Genomic DNA, 16,013 nt, shown 5'->3' with positions numbered 1-16,013 from the left:
CATCAAGACCGTCGTTCCGACGGGCTCCACCAGCGTGACCAAGGTCGACTCCGCCACCCAGCAACCGCTGACCGGAGCCACCTTCCAGCTCTGGCACGAGACCAACAACGTTCCCGGCCTGCAAACCACGGGCACCAACCCCGACACCGCCGTCGGGTCCCCGTGTGTGACCCCGGCCAACGGCATCTGCTCCGCGAACAACCTGCCGCTGGGCACCTACTACTGGCAGGAGACCGCGGCACCCCCCGGGTATGACCTGCCCACGCAACCGGTCACCACGGTCGTCCTCGACACCAACGGACAGAACGTCCCCGTCACCGTCGAAGACATCAAGACCGTCATCCCCACCGGCTCCACCAGCGTGACCAAGGTCGACTCCACCACCCAGCAACCGCTGACCGGAGCCACCTTCCAGCTCTGGCAGGAAACCAACGGCACCCCCGGCCTCCAGACGACGGGCATCAACCCCGACACCCCCGTCGGCGCACCCTGCACCACCCCCGCCAACGGCATCTGCTCCGCGAACAACCTCCCCCTCGGCACCTACTACTGGCAGGAGACCGCGGCACCCTCCGGCTACGACCTGCCGCAGCCGTCCGTATCCACCGTCGTCCTCGACACCAACGGACAGAACGTCCCCATCACCGTCAAGGACACCAAGACCGCCACTCAGCCCGGTTCGACCAGCGTGACGAAGGTCGACTCGGAGACCTGGCAGCCACTGGCCGGAGCCGTCTTCCAGCTGTGGCGGGAGACCAACGGCATCCCGGGCCTCCAGACCACTGGTGCCAACCCGGACACCAAGGTGGGCGCACCCTGCACCACCGGGGCCGACGGCGTCTGCTCCGCGACCGACCTGCCGCTGGGCACGTACTACTGGCAGGAGGTCTCCGCGCCGGACGGGTACGACCTGCCGCAGTCCCCGGTGACCAAGGTCGAGCTGACCAAGGACTGCCCGTGCGTGGCGATCACGGTCGAGGACAGCAAGAAGTGCCCGCCGGAGCCCTGCCCGCCCGAGCCGTGCCCGCCGGAGCCCTGCCCGCCGAACCCGTGTGAACCGGGGAACGAGTGGCGTACTCACGAGGAGCGCATCTGACAGACCACTTAGGCACAGGCGGCTGACCGCCTGACATGACGAACTGGCCGGAGGAGCCGACAACGGCTCCTCCGGCCAGACGCGTTTCCCGCCCCTTCGCGGGGACTTCTCAAGGAGGTCGAGCGCGGAGGCCATCCAAGGACGGCCCACCGGGCGCCCGCCCCCTAGGCTGACGCCATGTCGAACCACGCCCTCGCCGAACGCCACCGCCTCGCCGAACTCCTGACCGCCGCCGGGCCGAACGCTCCTACCTTGTGCGCCGGTTGGACGACCAGGGACCTCGCCGCCCATCTGGTGATCCGCGAGCGCCGCCCCGACGCCGCGGCAGGTCTCCGGGTCGCCGCTCTGGCCGACTGGACCCAGCGGGTGCAGGGCGAGTACGCCGAGCGGCCGTACGAGGAACTGGTGCGGCTCTTCCGCTCCGGCCCGCCGGTGTACTCCCCGTTCGCGCTCCCCGGCGCCGACGAGGCGGCGAACACCGTCGAGTACTACGTCCACGCCGAGGACGTCGTGCGCGCGGCCGAGGACTGGACTGCGCAGCCGGTCCCGCCCGGCCGCACCGAGGCCCTGTGGCGCCGTCTGCCCCTCATCGCCCGCCTGGAAGCCGGCCGCCGCTCGCCCGTCCGCCTGACCCTCTCCCACCCGGACGGCCGCTCCCTCACCGTCGGCCCGGCCGGCTCCCCCACCGTCCGCCTCACCGGTGAACCCGCCGAACTCGTCCTCTTCGTCTACGGCCGCGGCGCCCACACCACCCTCACCGTCGATGGCGCCCCGGACGCCCTCGAAGCCCTCCGCCACGTCCTGCCGCTGCCGTCAGAGTGAAAGAGACTGGGACACTCGGTGTGGCCTCTCGGTATGCCGAGGGGCCACACCAGAGATCCGATTCCGAGCACGCCGCACACATGGCGGGAAAACACGACAGGCAACGGCCGACTCGACCCATCCGCCTTCACCGTCCCTGGTGCGGCCCCCGCCGTCATCAGTAGGACCCGACCGAGCCGCCGGAGGCCGCGCCAAGCGTGCGTAGCCGATCAGGTAGCGCTCATCCCGTCGGGTGACGGCGAAGCAGTACTCGGACCTCGGGGCGGCGTTCGCGGACGCGATGGAACGGGCGGTGATCGCCTGGACCTGCTCGCGGGTGCGGGGTTCGAAGCTGAGGTACCGGTGGCCTCGGGGTCCCCATAGATGGCCAGGAGGTCGTCGATGTCCTCAGGCTCGACTTCACGCAGCACCAGGTTGGGGCCGGCCAGGTACCCAGGGTTCATGGTTGCGGAGCCTATCCATGGATGTTCGCTCACGAGATCGAGTGTTGGCTGGTCAGTGAACGGCTTCCAGTTGTGCCGTAAGCGCCTCCGGGAGCAAAGGTTCGAGTGCGCAAACACCGCCGCGTCACCCAGCGATACCAATCCTTAAATATGACTTACTTTGCATCGAGGCTCTCTTTAGCAATCCGGGACGCAACGGGCCGGTGCCGAAGGTAAGTTCCTGATGGCGTCGTATCGACCGCACCACCCGGGGGGATACCGGAAATGATCGATCCCGCTCTATTCGCTGTCACAACCGGCGCAGGCGGAAGTATCGTCGCCTCGATGATCACTGGGGGAACACAAGCCATCCGCGCCCGGATCGTGGAACTCTTCCACCGGGGCACCTCGGAGGAACAGGCCTCGGTCGAGGCCGCCTTCGACAGCGACGCGCGACGTCTTGCGGAGTGGGCCCGTGCCGCCGAAAACGACACCAATTTCACGGCCGACCTGTCCCGCGCCGCGGAGCGGGTCTCACAAGAGTGGGCCCGCCGTTTCAGTGACTACGTCACGGCCCACCCAGAGGCCCGACCCCGCCTTGAAGCTCTCGCCATGGCAGCGACCGTCTCGAATTCCGGCAATCAGCACAACACCGGGCCAGGGGCCTTCATCAACGGGAACGTCGCCGGAGGAGTGCACAACTCTTACGATTGGGGATCCCACTGATGCCTACAACCCCGGAGGACGCATCTCGCGAACAGCGCAATATGGGATCCGGAACGTTCGTCAACGGAAACGTATTCGGTGGCGTGCACAACTACGAGCTACTCGGCACGGAAACGAAGGCACATCTTGCCCAGATCGCGAAAACCTCGCCCGATCTGGCAAAACTCCTCGCCACCGCAGCCACACGAAGTGCGCAGGATTTAGCCACTGCCGAACTGATCGCCGCGACCGCGCGTCGATTCCACCTCGCCAGCTCCGTCGAGCTCCTCGAATCCGCGACGAAGCGGCTCGAACGAATGTCGTTCCCTTCTTCTGTCGAAATGCTTGACTCAGCCTCAAGGAATCTGGAGCGGCTTGCCCCCAAGATCCTCAACGCGGCCGACCAGATCGGATCGAACCGGCACGGCCGCCGAGGTTGGGAGCAGTAGTTACAGTGCCTGAATCCCCGCCCAGAGAGCAGCGCAACTACGGGCCCGGAACGTTCATCAGTGGAGACGTCAAGGGCGGTGTACGGAATCTCTTCTTCTTTGGATCCGGAGAAGCCAATAGCGCCGATCGGCGCCGAGAAGAAAACCGAATCCAGAGCAATGAAGAACAAGGAGAAATCCAGGATAGCGACGGCCCCGGGGAAGCCCTGATCGGCGCAATAGTGCTAGGGTCGGGCCCATTCGGAGCCATCGGCTATTCCATCGGGCTGATGTCAATGGGTGGCCAGCCCGACCATCCTTCCGTCTTGGAGAGGGTCATTATCGGGCTGGTCGGCGTTGCCGGAATCTTGCCATGCCTGGCATGCGCCCTCGCCAGGATCGCCCAGATCTTCGCGATGTGTGCCGACAGGGCTTCCCGCTCGGCGAAGGCCAACACCCCGAGGCACTGGCGAATTGCGGCCGGGAACGCGAGGACCGCCGGCTCTGCGGCATGGCTCGCCCATACCTCGGCATGGCTCGCATCGGCCCTCGCCGTCCCGCTCACGTGGTTCCCTCTCGGTGGCACCGTCTCCAGTCGGGCCCACGAGGCCAGCCACGAAGCCGCAACGCGGGCAGCGGAAGCCTGGGCCCATGTCCGACAGAGGCTCGCTGCCAAGACCAAGCCTGGGTGAATGACCACCCTCCGCCACGTCCTGCCGCTGCCGTCGTCGTCTTCGCCACGGTAGGGCGCCCGCCGGTGCGCCGGGCCGTGATCGCGGGCCGATCAACGACGGGGTGCCGGGGTTTGATCGGATTTTGATCGGCTCCCGGCAGGATCCGTTCCCAGTCGACAGATCGCCGAAGGGAACACCTTGTTCATCAAGAGGATCAAGCGGGCCGCCGTCACCACCATGGCCGCCACGGTGCTGGCCGGAGGGCTGGGGCTCGTCACCGCGGGCTCGGCCGCGGCTGGCGTGGACGGGCCCGAGTGCCGCAGCGACGGGGTCAAGGCCGCCTGCATCGAGATGGGCTCGCCCGTCTCCGCCTCCGCGCGGACCAACTTCGCGTCCGCCAGCTGCACGGTCATGATCATCCTCTGGGACGAGACCACCGGCCAGGGCTGGCCGTGGTCGCTCCGGTGCGGCGTCGGGCCGAAGCCCTACGGCGGCTACATGACGACCACGCAGGAGGGCCACACCTACCACACCGAGGTACGGATCTTCTGGGACGGCGGGAGCGGCTACGACAGCATCAGCTCGGCCTCCCGCACCGCGCGCGGCAACGCGGGCTGAGCCCGCCGAGGGCCCGCCCCGATGGGCGGGCCCTCGCCGCGCTCCGGCTGCGGACGGCGGGGGCCGGGTGCAGACTCGCAGGGGGCCGGGGTCCGATCCGGGCAGGCCGGTCACTCTCCGTCGAAGGGGCGCCCTTCCATGATCACCACCGACTTCCCCATCGGCTCGCCCTGCTGGATCGACCTGGGCAGCCCGGACATCCCCGCCACCGCCGGGTTCTACGGCAAGGTGTTCGGCTGGGACTTCCTGGAGGTCCCCGGGGCCGGCGGCTACGGGTTCCTCCAGCTGGGCGGCAGGACCGTCGGCGCCCTCGGCAACCTCGACCCTGGTTCGCGGTCCGCCTGGACCACCTACTTCCGCACCGAGGACGCGGACGCGACCGTGAAGGCCGCCGAGCAGGCCGGCGCCACGGTGCGGGTGCCGCCGATGGACGTCATGCGAGAGGGCCGGTTCGCCGCGCTCACCGATCCGCAGGGCGCCGAGTTCGCGATCTGGCAGGCGGGCGGCACCAAGGGTCTGGACGCCGTCTCGGAGGAGGGCGCCCTGGTCTGGGCCGAGCTGCACACCTCCGGGCCGGACGTCGCCTTCGCCTTCTACGAGAAGGTCTTCGGCTGGCGGGTGGAGAACTTCGAGCCGTCGCCGGGCATGAGCTACCGGGTGCTCTCCACCGCCGCGGGCGACCAGGAGGCCACCAGCTTCGGCGGCATCGCCCCGACCATGTCCCCGGAGCAGCCCTCCGCCTGGACGCCGTACTTCGCCACCGCGGACGTGGACGCGCGGGTGGCCGGGGCGACGGCGGCCGGCGGTACGGTGCTGATGCCGGCCTCGGACGTGGAGAACGTCGGCCGGATCGCCTGGGTCGCGGACCCGAACGGCGCCCCGTTCGCGCTGATCAAGGGCGACCCCGAGCAGAGCTGAGCTGAGCTGAGCTGAGCAACCGAGCGGACGAGCAACCGAGCGGGCCCGCCGTCCGATACCCGGACGGCGGGCCCGTTTCGGCCGTTCAGCGGACCGGGTGCCCGGCCTCCCGCAGCGCGCCCTTGACCTCGCCGATCCGCAGGTCCCCGAAGTGGAAGACGCTGGCGGCCAGCACCGCGTCCGCGCCCGCCTCGACGGCCGGGGCGAAGTCCGCGAGCTTGCCCGCCCCGCCGGAGGCGATCACCGGCACCGAGACGGCCTCGCGCACGGCCCGGATCATCTCCAGGTCGTAGCCGTCCTTGGTGCCGTCCGCGTCCATCGAGTTCAGCAGGATCTCGCCGGCCCCCAACTCGGCCGCGCGGCCCGCCCATTCGACGGCGTCCAGGCCGGTGCCCTGGCGCCCGCCGTGGGTGGTGACCTCGTAGCCGGACGGCGTCTCGGTGCCCTCGGGGCACCGCCGGGCGTCCACCGAGAGCACCAGCACCTGCCGTCCGAACCGCTGGGCGATCTCGCGGACCAGCTCCGGACGGGCGATCGCCGCGGTGTTGACGCCGACCTTGTCCGCGCCGGCCCGCAGCAGCTTGTCCACGTCCTCGACGGCGCGGATGCCGCCGCCGACGGTCAGCGGGATGAACACCTGCTCGGCGGTGCGGCGGACCACGTCGTAGGTGGTCTCCCGGTCTCCGGAGGAGGCGGTGATGTCGAGGAAGGTCAACTCGTCGGCGCCCTCGGCGTCGTAGAGCTTGGCCATCTCGACCGGGTCGCCGGCGTCACGCAGGTTCTGGAAGTTGACGCCCTTGACCACCCGCCCGGCGTCCACGTCGAGGCAGGGGATGACACGTACTGCGAGGGTCACGGCTGTTCGCCTTCCAGGGCTTCCAGGGTCTTTGCCAGCCCGGACCGGTACGCGTCGATCTCGACCTCGACCATCATCCGGGAGTCGATCAGTCCGTCGACCACCACCATGGTGGCCACCGGGCGCGCGGCGTCGAAGAGTTCGCGGTGGGCGCGGCCCACCTCCTCGGCGTCACGGACGTGGGTGATGTACATCCGGGTGCGGATGACATCGTCCGCGCTCAGACCGTACGCGGCCAGGGCCGTGAGCCCGACGCCGAACGCGGCGAGGGTCTGCCGGTACGGGTCGCCCTCGTGCTCGATCCGGCCGTCCACCCAGGCGGTGGAGCCGGCGACGTGCACGTGGTCGCCCGCGGCGACCGCCCGGGAGTAACCGAACTCCTCCTCCCAGGGAGAGAATCCGCCGACCCTGCCGCGTACGATCCGACCGTCCGTCATCCTGAAACCGCCTCCAGGGCCTCTTCGAGGGTGAACTTCTGCTCGTAGAGTGCCTTGCCCACGATGGCGCCCTCGACACCCTCGCCGACCAGCGAGGCGATCGCCCGCAGATCGTCCAGCGAGGAGACGCCGCCGGAGGCGACCACGGGCTTGTCCGTCGCGGCGCAGACATCGCGCAGCAGCTGGAGGTTGGGGCCGGTCAGGGTGCCGTCCCGGTTGACGTCGGTGACGACGTAGCGGGCGCAGCCCTCCTGGTCGAGGCGGGCCAGCACGTCGAAGAGCTGGCCGCCGTCGCGGGTCCAGCCGCGGCCGCGCAGGGTGGTGCCGACCACGTCCAAGCCGACGGCGATCTTGTCGCCGTGCTCGGCGATGGCCTTGGCGACCCACTCCGGGGCCTCCAGGGCGGCGGTGCCGAGGTTGACCCGGGTGCAGCCGGTGGCGAGCGCGCGGGCGAGCGACTCGTCGTCGCGGATGCCGCCGGACAGCTCGACCTTGATGTCCAGCTGTCCGGTGACCTCGCGCAGCAGCTCGTAGTTGCTGCCGGTGCCGAAGGCGGCGTCGAGGTCGACCAGGTGCAGCCACTCGGCGCCGGCGTTCTGCCAGGCGAGGGCGGCGGCCAGCGGCTCACCGAAGGAGGTCTCGGTGCCCGAGGCGCCCTTGACCAGGCGGACGGCCTGACCGTCCCGGACGTCGACGGCGGGCAGCAGTTCGAGGCTCATCAGATCCAACTCTCAGACAGTCAGAGGGTGTTGACCCAGTTGGTCAGCAGGGCGGCGCCGGCGTCGCCGGACTTCTCGGGGTGGAACTGGGTGGCCCACAGCGGGCCGTTCTCGACGGCCGCGACGAACGGCTGCCCGTGGGTGGCCCAGGTGACCAGCGGCGGGTTGATCCGCGCGCTGTGGACCTCCAGCTCCCAGTGCCGCACCCCGTAGGAGTGCACGAAGTAGAAGCGGGTCTCCGGGTCGAGGCCGGCGAACATCCGGCTGCCCTCGGGCACGTCCACGGTGTTCCAGCCCATGTGCGGGACGACGGGGGCCTCCAGCGGCTCCACGGTGCCCGGCCACTCGTCGCAGCCGGCCGTCTCCACGCCGTGCTCGACCCCCTTCTCGAAGAGGATCTGCATGCCGACGCAGATGCCCATGACCGGGCGGCCGCCGGAGAGCCGGCGGCCGATGATCCAGTCCCCGCGGACGGACTTGAGCCCGCGCATGCAGGCCTCGAAGGCGCCCACGCCGGGGACGAGCAGGCCGTCCGCGGCCATCGCGGTGTCGTAGTCGGAGCTGACCGTGACGTTCGCCCCGGTCCGTTCCAGGGCGCGCTGCGCCGAGCGGAGGTTGCCGGAGCCGTAGTCGAGGACGACGACGTTCTTGCCCATGTTCAGGTGTCCAGTCTTTTCTACGGCGGTTCTGGCGGTTCTGGCGGGTTCCACGTCGCGCCTAGAGGCGCAGCAGGCCGGAGGCCAGGCACATCACGGAGCCGAAGGCCAGCACCAGGATGACGCTCTTGGACTGCTTCTGCTTCCAGAAGGAGATCACTCCGCCGGCCAGGAAGAGGCCGACGAAGATGAGGATCATCGCGGTGTTGCTCACAGCGCACCCTTGGTCGAGGGGAGGATTCCGGCCGCGCGCGGGTCGCGCTCGGCGGCGTAGCGCAGGGCCCGGGCCAGCGCCTTGAACTGGCACTCCACGATGTGGTGGGCGTTGCGCCCGTACGGCACGTGGACGTGCAGCGCGATCTGCGCCTGGGCCACGAAGGACTCCAGGATGTGCCGGGTCATCGTGGTGTCGTACGAGCCGATCATCGGCGCGATGCCCTCGGGCTCGGTGTGCACCAGGTACGGCCGGCCGGAGAGGTCCACGGTGACCTGGGCGAGCGACTCGTCCAGCGGCACCGTGCAGTTGCCGAAGCGGTAGATGCCCACCTTGTCGCCGAGCGCCTGCTTGAAGGCGGCGCCGAGCGCGAGGGCGGTGTCCTCGATGGTGTGGTGGGTGTCGATGTGCAGGTCGCCGTCGGTCTTGACGGTGAGGTCGAACAGGCCGTGCCGGCCGAGCTGGTCGAGCATGTGGTCGTAGAAGCCGACGCCGGTGGAGATGTCGGTCTTGCCGCTGCCGTCCAGGTCTATCTCGACCAGGACGGACGTCTCCTTGGTGGTGCGCTCGACGCGTCCGATGCGGGACATGGGGTTAGAGCTCCTTGATCACGGTACGGACGGCGTCCAGGAAGGCGTCGTTCTCGGCGGGCGTGCCGGCGGTGACGCGCAGCCACCCGGGGACCCCGTTGTCGCGGACCAGGACGCCCTGGTCGAGGATCGCCTGCCAGACGGCGTGGGTGTCGGCGAAGCGGCCGAACTGGACGAAGTTGGCGTCCGAGTCGGTGACCTCCAGGCCCATCCCGCGCAGCGCGTCCACCAGCCGGTCGCGCTCCTCCTTGAGCCGCCCGACGTACCCGAGCAGGGTGTCGGTGTGCTCCAGGCAGGCCAGCGCGGTGGCCTGGGTGACGGCCGACAGGTGGTACGGCAGGCGCACCAGCTGGACGGCGTCGACCACGGCCGCGTCGGCGGCCAGGTAGCCCAGGCGCAGCCCGGCGGCGCCGAAGGCCTTGGACATGGTGCGGCTGACCACCAGGTTGGGGCGGCCCTCGATCAGCGGCAGCAGCGAGGCGCGGTGCGAGAACTCGACGTACGCCTCGTCGACCACCACCAGGCTGGGCCGGGCGGCCTGGGCGGCCTCGTACAGCCGCAGCACGGTGTCGGCCTCGACGGCGGTGCCGGTCGGGTTGTTCGGCGAGCAGACGAAGACCACGTTCGGCCGGTGCTCGGCGATGGCCGCGAGGGCGGCGTCCACGTCGATGGTGAAGTCGTCGTCGCGCGGCCCGGAGATCCAGGCGGTGCCGGTGCCCCGGGAGATCAGCGCGTGCATCGAGTACGAGGGCTCGAAGCCGAGGGCGGTGCGGCCGGGGCCGCCGAAGGTCTGGAGCAGCTGCTGGAGCACCTCGTTGGAGCCGTTGGCGGCCCAGACCTGCGCGCGCCCGACCGGGAAGCCGGTGGTCTTCCCGAGGTAGGCGGCGAGGCCCTCGCGCAGCTCGACCGCGTCCCGGTCCGGGTAGCGGTTCAGCCCGCGGGCGGCCTCGGCGACGCGCTCGGCGATCCGGGCCACCAGTTCCTCGGGCAGCGGGTACGGGTTCTCGTTGGTGTTCAGCTGGACGGGCACGTCGAGTTGCGGCGCGCCGTACGGGGACTGGCCGCGCAGCTCGTCGCGGATGGGGAGGTCGTCGATGCGGGTCACGATCCGGGAACCGTCCAGTCGAAGCGGGCCTTGATGGCGTCCCCGTGGCCCGGCAGGTCCTCGGCGTTCGCCAGGGTCACCACGTGGGCGGCGACGTCCGCGAGCGCCGCCCGGTCGTACTCGACGACCTGGACGCTCCGCAGGAAGGTCTGCACCGACAGCCCGGAGGAGTGGCAGGCGCAGCCGCCGGTCGGCAGCACGTGGTTGGAGCCGGCCGCGTAGTCGCCCAGCGAGACCGGGGTCCAGCGGCCGATGAAGATCGCGCCGGCGTTGACGACCCGGGCCGCCACAGCGTGGGCGTCGCGGGTCTGGATCTCCAGGTGCTCGGCCGCGTAGGCGTTGACCACGGCGAGGCCCTGGCCCAGGTCGTCGACCAGGATGATGCCGGACTGCCGGCCGCCCAGCGCCTCGGCCACCCGCTCGCCGTGCTTGGTCCTGGCGACCTGCACGGCCAGTTCGGCCTCGACCGCCTCGGCCAGCGCCGGGGAGTCGGTGACCAGCACCGAGCCGGAGGTCGGGCCGTGCTCGGCCTGGCTGATGAGGTCGGCGGCGACGTCGGAGGGCACCGCGCTGTCGTCGGCGAGGACGGCGATCTCGGTCGGGCCGGCCTCGGAGTCGATGCCGATCCGGCCGGCGAAGTAGCGCTTGGCGGCGGCCACGTAGATGTTGCCCGGGCCGGTCACCATGTTGACCGGCGCGCACTCCTCGGTGCCGAGGGCGAACATCGCGACCGCCTGGGCGCCGCCGACGGAGTAGACCTCGTCCACACCGAGCAGCGCGCAGGCCGCCAGGATGGCCGGGTGGACGCGGCCTCCGAACTCCTTCTGCGGCGGCGAGGTGACCGCGATGCCCTTGACGCCCGCTTCCTGGGCCGGCACCACGTTCATCACCACGGAGGACGGGTAGACCGCCAGCCCGCCCGGCACGTACAGGCCGACCCGCTCGACCGGCACCCAGCGCTGGGTGACGGTGCCGCCCGGCACCACCTGGGTGGTGTGCCCGGTGCGGCGCTGGTCCGCGTGCACGGCGCGGGCCCGGCGGATCGACTCCTCCAGCGCGGCCCGCACCTTCGGGTCCAGCGTCTCCAGGGCGGCGGTCAGCTGCTCGGCCGGGACCCGGGTCGACTCCAGCCGGACGCCGTCGAAGCGCTCGGTGATCTCGATCAGCGCCGCGACCCCGCGATGGCGTACGTCCTCCGCGATCGGCCGCACCTTCTCCAGGGCGGCCGCGACGTCGAACTCGGCACGGGGCAGCAGGTCACGCGGGTCGTCCAGCGAGCCGCGGAGGTCGATTCGAGAGATCACGCCACCCAGTGTAAGGAGTGGCCGGAACCGGTGGTCCCGCATTTCAGTCCGTGATACGAAAGGCGAGACGACCGGGGGGACGGGGGAAACCATGGCGGAGCACGCGCCGGACGGTTGGAGCGGGGTCGAACGGAGACTCTGGGAGGCCTATCGCCGGGGCGAGATCCTCGACCTGCGAACGGGCGACGCGGAGACCGACGCCCCCTTCGGGGACGCCGTCTGGGGCCCCGAGCGCACCGTCCGCGCCGAGGCGCTCGCCCACCTGCTGCTGGCCGGTCCGCGGCCCGCGCCCGGGCGGGTCGCCTCGCTGCGGCTCAGCGGCGCGTTCGTCACCGAGGCGCTCAACCTGGCCGGTGCCGCCATCGGCCACTACATCGAGCTCCACCAGTGCCGCTTCGAGCAGAAGATCCTCGTCTCCGAGGCCTCGGCCTCGACGATGCGCTTCGTGAACTGCCTGATCCCCCGCCTGGAGGCCTCCCGGCTGACCACCACCGGCGACCTCCACCTGGCCCGCTGTCGCCTCCCCGAGGGCATCCGGCTCACCGACGCCAAGATCGGCACCGACCTGCTGCTCAACCAGACCGTCGTCGGCGGCGACCGCTTCGGCCGCGCCGTCTCCGCCGACGGGCTCACCGTCAACCAGGACTTCGAGGCCGAACGCCTGGTCTCCAACGGCGAGCTGAGCATACGCACCGCCCGGATAGGCGGCCGGCTCTCGCTGCGCGGCGCCCAGCTGCACGCCGACCGGGCCCAGAACGGCACCTGCCTCAACGCCGTCCGGGTCACCGTCGGCCACACCCTCTACCTGACCGGCTCCGCCGACGGCGGCTGGACCGGCTCGCGCGGCTACTACGGCTCCGGCTACGGCGAGGTCCCGCCGCCCGACGGCCCGATCACCCCGTTCCGCGCCTTCGGACAGGTCCGGCTCTCCGACAGCCGCTTCGACGGCGCCTGCCTGATCTCCGGCGAGTTCCACCTGGAGGGTGACGACGAACTCTCCTTGCGCCGCATCCACACCCCCGAGCTGCGCTTCTCCTGTGACTTCCGCCCCACCGGCACCGTCTCGCTCTCCCGGGCCCGGGTCGGCAACCTGGTCGACCGGCCGCAGGCCTGGCCGCTCGGCCGGCACCTGGGCCTCACCGGCTTCGTCTACGAGAACCTGCGCCCGATCGGGACCTTCACCGTCCGGCAGCGGATCGCCTGGCTGGAGGGCTCCTCGGTGGACTTCCAGCCCGAGTCCTACGAACAGCTCGCCGCGGCCCTGCGCCGCGACGGCGCCGACGACGACGCCCGCGAGGTGCTCTACGCCAAGCAGCGGCGCCGCCGCCGGACCCTGCCGCTGCCCGCCCGGATCTGGGGCGCGGTCCAGGACGCCACCGTCGGCTACGGCTACCGGCCCGGCCGGGCCGGCCTGTGGCTGCTGCTCGCCTGGGCGCTCGGCAGCCTCTGGTTCGCCACCCACCCTCTGGAACCGCTCAAGGCCGACGAGCGCCCGCACTGGAACCCGGTGCTGTACACCCTCAACCAGCTGTTGCCGATCGTGGACCTCAACCAGGGCGGCTGGAACCCCGGTGGCCTCGCCCAGTGGATCTCCGCCGGGCTCGTCGTCATCGGCTGGCTGCTCGCCTCCACCGTCGTCACCGGCGCCACCAGGATGCTCCAGCGCGGTTGAGCCCGCCGGGCGCGCGACAACGCCCCCGTCGGGGGAACTACGCTGTCCGCCGTGACAGAACGGCTGCCGCTCTTCCCGCTGAACACCGTGCTCTACCCGGGCCTGGTGCTGCCCCTGAACGTCTTCGAGGAGCGCTACCGCCGTCTCGTCGCCGACCTGCTCGAACAGCCCGAGGACGCGCCCCGGCGGTTCGGCGTGCTCGCGATCAGGGACGGCCGGGAGACCGCGCCGGTCCGCGCCGAGGACGGCCCGGCCGGTCCGCTGGCCGGCCTGGGCACCGTCACCGGAGATCCGCTGGAGGCGGTCTTCCACATCGGCTGCGTCGCCGACATCGCCTCCGTCGAGCCCCAGCCGGACGGCCGCTACGAGCTGCTGGTCACCGGCACCACCCGGTTCCGGCTGCGCTCGGTGGACGTCTCCGGCCCGTACCTGACCGGCGAGGTCGAGACGATCGAGGAGCGCCCCGGCGAGGGCTCCGGCGCGCTGGCCTCCGAGGTCGAGCGGGCCTTCCGGGTCTACCAGAAGCGGCTGGCGGGCGCCCGCGAGGCCAGCACCGTCGGCCGCCAGGAGCTGCCGGACGACCCGCAGGTGCTCTCGTACCTGGTCGCCGCGGCCTCGGTGTTCGAGATCCCCGTCAAGCAGGAACTGCTCGCCTGCCCCGACACCGCCCAGCGGCTGCGCTCCGAACTCGACCTGCTGCGCCGCGAGACCGCCGTCCTCAGCTGGCTGCCCTCGCTGCCCGCCGCCGATCTCACCCGCCAGCGCTTCAGCCCCAACTGACCGAGGACCGAGGAACCCGCATGGCCAAGAAGACCAGGAAGGGCGGCCAGGGCACCCCCGCCACCGTCGCCCTGGAAGCCGCCGCCGTCGCCTTCACCGTGCACGCGTACGACCACGACCCGGCCGCCGCCTCGTACGGCGGCGAGGCCGCCGAGGTCCTCGGCATCGCCCCGGAACGGGTCTTCAAGACCCTCGTCGCCGACGTGGACGGCACCCTGACCGTCGGCGTGGTCCCGGTCGCCGGGCAGCTCGACCTCAAGGCCCTGGCCGCGGCCGTCGGCGGCAAGCGCGCCGCCATGGCCGACCCGGCGGCCGCCGAGCGCAGCAGCGGCTACGTCCTCGGCGGCATCTCCCCGCTGGGCCAGCGCCGCCCGCTGCGCACCGTCATCGACGCCAGCGCACTCACCCATCCCACCGTCTACGTCTCGGCGGGCCGCCGCGGCCTCGAAGTCGAACTCTCCCCCGCCGACCTCGTCACCCTCACCGACGCCCGCACCGCCCCCATCGCCCGCTGACCGGCGCCGCCCCCGGGCGAGAAACCCGACCCACCGGCCCGGGGGCGCGGGGCGCCACGCGAACCCGGAAGTCCCCGCCCCGGGCGACGGACCTACTTCGGCCCCGCCTCGAAACCCCCGGCCGACGGCGCGCTCCACGGCCCCGCCGGAGCCCCCGCCGCGGGCGCCGCCACCGGAGCCTGCGCGACCGGCGCCCAGTACGGCGGCGGGTCCTCCTCCCGCTTCCCGAAGGCCGCCGAGAGCAGCAGCAGCACCACCATCGCGGCCATCGGCCAGACCAGCAGCGCCCCCAGCGCCCCCAGGTCGATGCTCGCGTCGAAGTGCCCGCCGTCCCCGACCCGCCGGGCCTCGCCGATCAGGTCGTCGCTCGGCCCGAGCCACCGCCCGATCCGCCAGGCCCCGATCGATCCGAGCAGGCCGCCGACGGTCAGCCCCGCCGCGACCGCGATGCCCCCGCCGCGCCGCCTGGTCACCAGGAAGGCCCCGAGCGCGGTCACGATCCCGACGCCCAGGCCGATCAGCACGAACACCGCGTCGGCCCCGGCCCGCTGCTCCCCCTCGGGGTCGCCGTAGAGGATGCGGTCGCCGTCGACCACCAGCGGCACCTTGGGCGCCAGCCAGGCCCACAGCACGGCCATCACCAGTCCGGCCACCAGGCCGGCGAGGACGACGCCCGCCCCGATCCGCACCTCGGGCAGCAGCCGCTGCGCCAACGGGACCGTCCCGTCCCGGAGGGCGGTGGCCCCCTGCGGCGGCGCGAACGGGTCGGGCGCGGCGCCCGGTCCCGTCGCCTGCGCGTCGGCGGGGGCAGGATCCGGAGGTGTGTTCGGTACGGTCACAGGCCCCATCGTGTCACGACGGCCACCCGGACGACCCACCACCGTACGGACCGGACAGGACCCGGGCCGTGAGACACGGCCTAGCGGGAGACCGCCCGCCGGTACGCCCAGGTGGCGACGGCCAGCGAGGCCACCCCCACGCCCGCGCAGACCGCCAGGTCCCCGAGCACCGCGGCCCAGTCCGGGTCCGGCGCGAACGTCCGGGCGAAGGCGTCCACCCCGTACGTGGACGGCAGCAGGTCCCGCAGCCACCGCACCGGCTGCGGCAGGTGGTCCACCGGCAGCACGCCCAGCAGCAGGGCCGCGGACATCCCGAGCTGCCCGAGCATGGTGGCGATCTCCTGCCGCGGCGCCAGCAGCCCGCAGGCCGCCCCCAGCCCGGACAGTGCGGCCCCGGCCAGCGGCACGACCGCCAGCAGCACCCACAGCTGGCCGAGCGGCAGCCCGAACATCACCGCCCCGATCGCCGCCGTGGCGACCGTCCCGGGCAGGGTGAAGGAGGCGTACGCGGCGGCCGCGCCCAGCACCACCGAGGCGGCCGGCACCGGCAGCGTCGCGTAGTGGTCGAGCCCGCCGGTGGCCCGCAGCTTGCCGAAGTACTGGGCGAGCAGGTTCAGCGCGACGAAGGCGACCACCAGCACGC

General features: G+C 71.6%; 20 protein-coding genes. 9 read left to right on the top strand and 11 right to left on the bottom strand.

Annotation, left to right across the window (positions count from 1 at the left end; all coding sequences use genetic code 11):
• The 4 genes from ACFRMQ_RS23830 to ACFRMQ_RS23815 form a co-directional block, all read left to right on the top strand.
• The coding region (locus ACFRMQ_RS23830; protein WP_380732602.1) for a collagen binding domain-containing protein at positions 1 to 1,096 on the top strand (1,096 nt) is incomplete at its 5' end.
• Between the two features lie 177 nt (positions 1,097 to 1,273).
• Entirely contained in the window at positions 1,274 to 1,918 is a 645-nt protein-coding gene (locus ACFRMQ_RS23825; protein WP_380732600.1) for a TIGR03085 family metal-binding protein, read from the top strand.
• A 707-nt stretch (positions 1,919 to 2,625) separates the two neighbouring features.
• Positions 2,626 to 3,066 carry a hypothetical protein gene (locus ACFRMQ_RS23820; RefSeq protein ID WP_380732599.1) on the top strand — a complete coding sequence of 147 codons (441 nt, stop codon included), beginning with the start codon at positions 2,626 to 2,628 and terminating at the stop codon, positions 3,064 to 3,066.
• Positions 3,066 to 3,494 carry a hypothetical protein gene (locus ACFRMQ_RS23815; RefSeq protein ID WP_380732597.1) on the top strand — a complete coding sequence of 143 codons (429 nt, stop codon included), beginning with the start codon at positions 3,066 to 3,068 and terminating at the stop codon, positions 3,492 to 3,494. Before ACFRMQ_RS23820 ends, ACFRMQ_RS23815 begins: the two co-directional genes overlap by 1 nt.
• A gap of 253 nt (positions 3,495 to 3,747) precedes the next feature.
• Here ACFRMQ_RS23815 and ACFRMQ_RS23810 read toward each other — a convergent pair whose 3' ends face one another.
• Entirely contained in the window at positions 3,748 to 4,038 is a 291-nt protein-coding gene (locus tag ACFRMQ_RS23810) for a hypothetical protein (protein WP_380732596.1), read from the bottom strand.
• A 307-nt stretch (positions 4,039 to 4,345) separates the two neighbouring features.
• Between ACFRMQ_RS23810 and ACFRMQ_RS23805 the strand changes: the two genes are divergently transcribed.
• Together ACFRMQ_RS23805 and ACFRMQ_RS23800 are read left to right on the top strand one after the other, a co-directional pair.
• Complete coding sequence (locus tag ACFRMQ_RS23805) at positions 4,346 to 4,765, top strand: hypothetical protein (RefSeq protein WP_380732595.1); 420 nt, start codon at positions 4,346 to 4,348, stop codon at positions 4,763 to 4,765.
• 138 nt (positions 4,766 to 4,903) lie between these two features.
• A complete protein-coding gene (locus ACFRMQ_RS23800) occupies positions 4,904 to 5,683 on the top strand; it encodes a VOC family protein (protein WP_380732594.1) in 780 nt (259 codons plus the stop codon).
• Between the two features lie 85 nt (positions 5,684 to 5,768).
• Here ACFRMQ_RS23800 and hisF read toward each other — a convergent pair whose 3' ends face one another.
• The 8 genes from hisF to hisD form a co-directional block, all read right to left on the bottom strand.
• Positions 5,769 to 6,539 (bottom strand): imidazole glycerol phosphate synthase subunit HisF, encoded by a 771-nt coding sequence (hisF, locus tag ACFRMQ_RS23795; RefSeq protein WP_380732592.1) that lies wholly within the window; start codon positions 6,537 to 6,539, stop codon positions 5,769 to 5,771.
• Positions 6,536 to 6,976, bottom strand: a complete 441-nt coding sequence (locus ACFRMQ_RS23790; protein WP_380732590.1) for a RidA family protein — start codon at positions 6,974 to 6,976, stop codon at positions 6,536 to 6,538. Before ACFRMQ_RS23790 ends, hisF begins: the two co-directional genes overlap by 4 nt.
• On the bottom strand, positions 6,973 to 7,695 hold the full coding sequence (priA, locus tag ACFRMQ_RS23785; protein ID WP_374119975.1) for a bifunctional 1-(5-phosphoribosyl)-5-((5-phosphoribosylamino)methylideneamino)imidazole-4-carboxamide isomerase/phosphoribosylanthranilate isomerase PriA: 723 nt from the start codon (positions 7,693 to 7,695) through the stop codon (positions 6,973 to 6,975). Before priA ends, ACFRMQ_RS23790 begins: the two co-directional genes overlap by 4 nt.
• 20 nt (positions 7,696 to 7,715) lie before the next feature.
• Positions 7,716 to 8,351, bottom strand: coding sequence for an imidazole glycerol phosphate synthase subunit HisH (hisH, locus tag ACFRMQ_RS23780; RefSeq protein WP_380732588.1), 636 nt, complete (start codon positions 8,349 to 8,351; stop codon positions 7,716 to 7,718).
• Positions 8,352 to 8,412: 61 nt separating this feature from the next.
• A complete protein-coding gene (locus ACFRMQ_RS23775; RefSeq protein WP_380732587.1) occupies positions 8,413 to 8,565 on the bottom strand; it encodes a hypothetical protein in 153 nt (50 codons plus the stop codon).
• On the bottom strand, positions 8,562 to 9,155 hold the full coding sequence (gene hisB / locus ACFRMQ_RS23770) for an imidazoleglycerol-phosphate dehydratase HisB (protein ID WP_380697988.1): 594 nt from the start codon (positions 9,153 to 9,155) through the stop codon (positions 8,562 to 8,564). The genes ACFRMQ_RS23775 and hisB overlap by 4 nt, the downstream gene beginning before the upstream one ends.
• A 4-nt stretch (positions 9,156 to 9,159) precedes the next feature.
• A complete protein-coding gene (locus ACFRMQ_RS23765) occupies positions 9,160 to 10,260 on the bottom strand; it encodes a histidinol-phosphate transaminase (protein WP_380732586.1) in 1,101 nt (366 codons plus the stop codon).
• Positions 10,257 to 11,564 carry a histidinol dehydrogenase gene (hisD, locus tag ACFRMQ_RS23760; protein ID WP_380732585.1) on the bottom strand — a complete coding sequence of 436 codons (1,308 nt, stop codon included), beginning with the start codon at positions 11,562 to 11,564 and terminating at the stop codon, positions 10,257 to 10,259. The genes ACFRMQ_RS23765 and hisD overlap by 4 nt, the downstream gene beginning before the upstream one ends.
• Before the next feature lie 91 nt (positions 11,565 to 11,655).
• Between hisD and ACFRMQ_RS23755 the strand changes: the two genes are divergently transcribed.
• From ACFRMQ_RS23755 to ybaK, 3 genes are read left to right on the top strand one after another with little or no spacing between them, the layout of a single operon-like run.
• On the top strand, positions 11,656 to 13,236 hold the full coding sequence (locus ACFRMQ_RS23755) for an oxidoreductase (protein WP_380732584.1): 1,581 nt from the start codon (positions 11,656 to 11,658) through the stop codon (positions 13,234 to 13,236).
• 42 nt (positions 13,237 to 13,278) lie between these two features.
• Complete coding sequence (locus ACFRMQ_RS23750; RefSeq protein WP_380732605.1) at positions 13,279 to 14,016, top strand: LON peptidase substrate-binding domain-containing protein; 738 nt, start codon at positions 13,279 to 13,281, stop codon at positions 14,014 to 14,016.
• A 20-nt stretch (positions 14,017 to 14,036) separates the two neighbouring features.
• Entirely contained in the window at positions 14,037 to 14,531 is a 495-nt protein-coding gene (ybaK, locus tag ACFRMQ_RS23745) for a Cys-tRNA(Pro) deacylase (RefSeq protein WP_380732583.1), read from the top strand.
• A gap of 92 nt (positions 14,532 to 14,623) precedes the next feature.
• On the opposite strand, the gene ACFRMQ_RS23740 is transcribed toward ybaK, so the two are convergent.
• Together ACFRMQ_RS23740 and ACFRMQ_RS23735 are read right to left on the bottom strand one after the other, a co-directional pair.
• Entirely contained in the window at positions 14,624 to 15,370 is a 747-nt protein-coding gene (locus ACFRMQ_RS23740; protein WP_380732582.1) for a hypothetical protein, read from the bottom strand.
• Positions 15,371 to 15,450: 80 nt separating this feature from the next.
• Positions 15,451 to 16,013: ABC transporter permease (locus ACFRMQ_RS23735; protein WP_380732581.1), on the bottom strand; the 563-nt coding region annotated here is incomplete at its 5' end.

Origin of the sequence: Kitasatospora sp. NPDC056783 (assembly GCF_042789895.1) — a bacterium.
GTDB lineage: Bacteria > Actinomycetota > Actinomycetes > Streptomycetales > Streptomycetaceae > Kitasatospora.
This window is presented reverse-complemented; position numbering and strand designations above follow the sequence as displayed.

Excerpts from the sequence above, each read along its gene's own strand:
- ACFRMQ_RS23820 (WP_380732599.1), top strand. The coding sequence starts at position 2,626 with ATGATCGATCCCGCTCTATTCGCTGTCACAACCGGCGCAGGCGGAAGT.
- hisH (WP_380732588.1), bottom strand. The coding sequence starts at position 8,351 with ATGGGCAAGAACGTCGTCGTCCTCGACTACGGCTCCGGCAACCTCCGC.
- ACFRMQ_RS23755 (WP_380732584.1), top strand. The coding sequence starts at position 11,656 with ATGGCGGAGCACGCGCCGGACGGTTGGAGCGGGGTCGAACGGAGACTC.
- priA (WP_374119975.1), bottom strand. The coding sequence starts at position 7,695 with ATGAGCCTCGAACTGCTGCCCGCCGTCGACGTCCGGGACGGTCAGGCC.
- ACFRMQ_RS23815 (WP_380732597.1), top strand. The coding sequence starts at position 3,066 with ATGCCTACAACCCCGGAGGACGCATCTCGCGAACAGCGCAATATGGGA.
- ACFRMQ_RS23800 (WP_380732594.1), top strand. The coding sequence starts at position 4,904 with ATGATCACCACCGACTTCCCCATCGGCTCGCCCTGCTGGATCGACCTG.
- ACFRMQ_RS23825 (WP_380732600.1), top strand. The coding sequence starts at position 1,274 with ATGTCGAACCACGCCCTCGCCGAACGCCACCGCCTCGCCGAACTCCTG.
- ACFRMQ_RS23790 (WP_380732590.1), bottom strand. The coding sequence starts at position 6,976 with ATGACGGACGGTCGGATCGTACGCGGCAGGGTCGGCGGATTCTCTCCC.
- hisB (WP_380697988.1), bottom strand. The coding sequence starts at position 9,155 with ATGTCCCGCATCGGACGCGTCGAGCGCACCACCAAGGAGACGTCCGTC.
- ybaK (WP_380732583.1), top strand. The coding sequence starts at position 14,037 with ATGGCCAAGAAGACCAGGAAGGGCGGCCAGGGCACCCCCGCCACCGTC.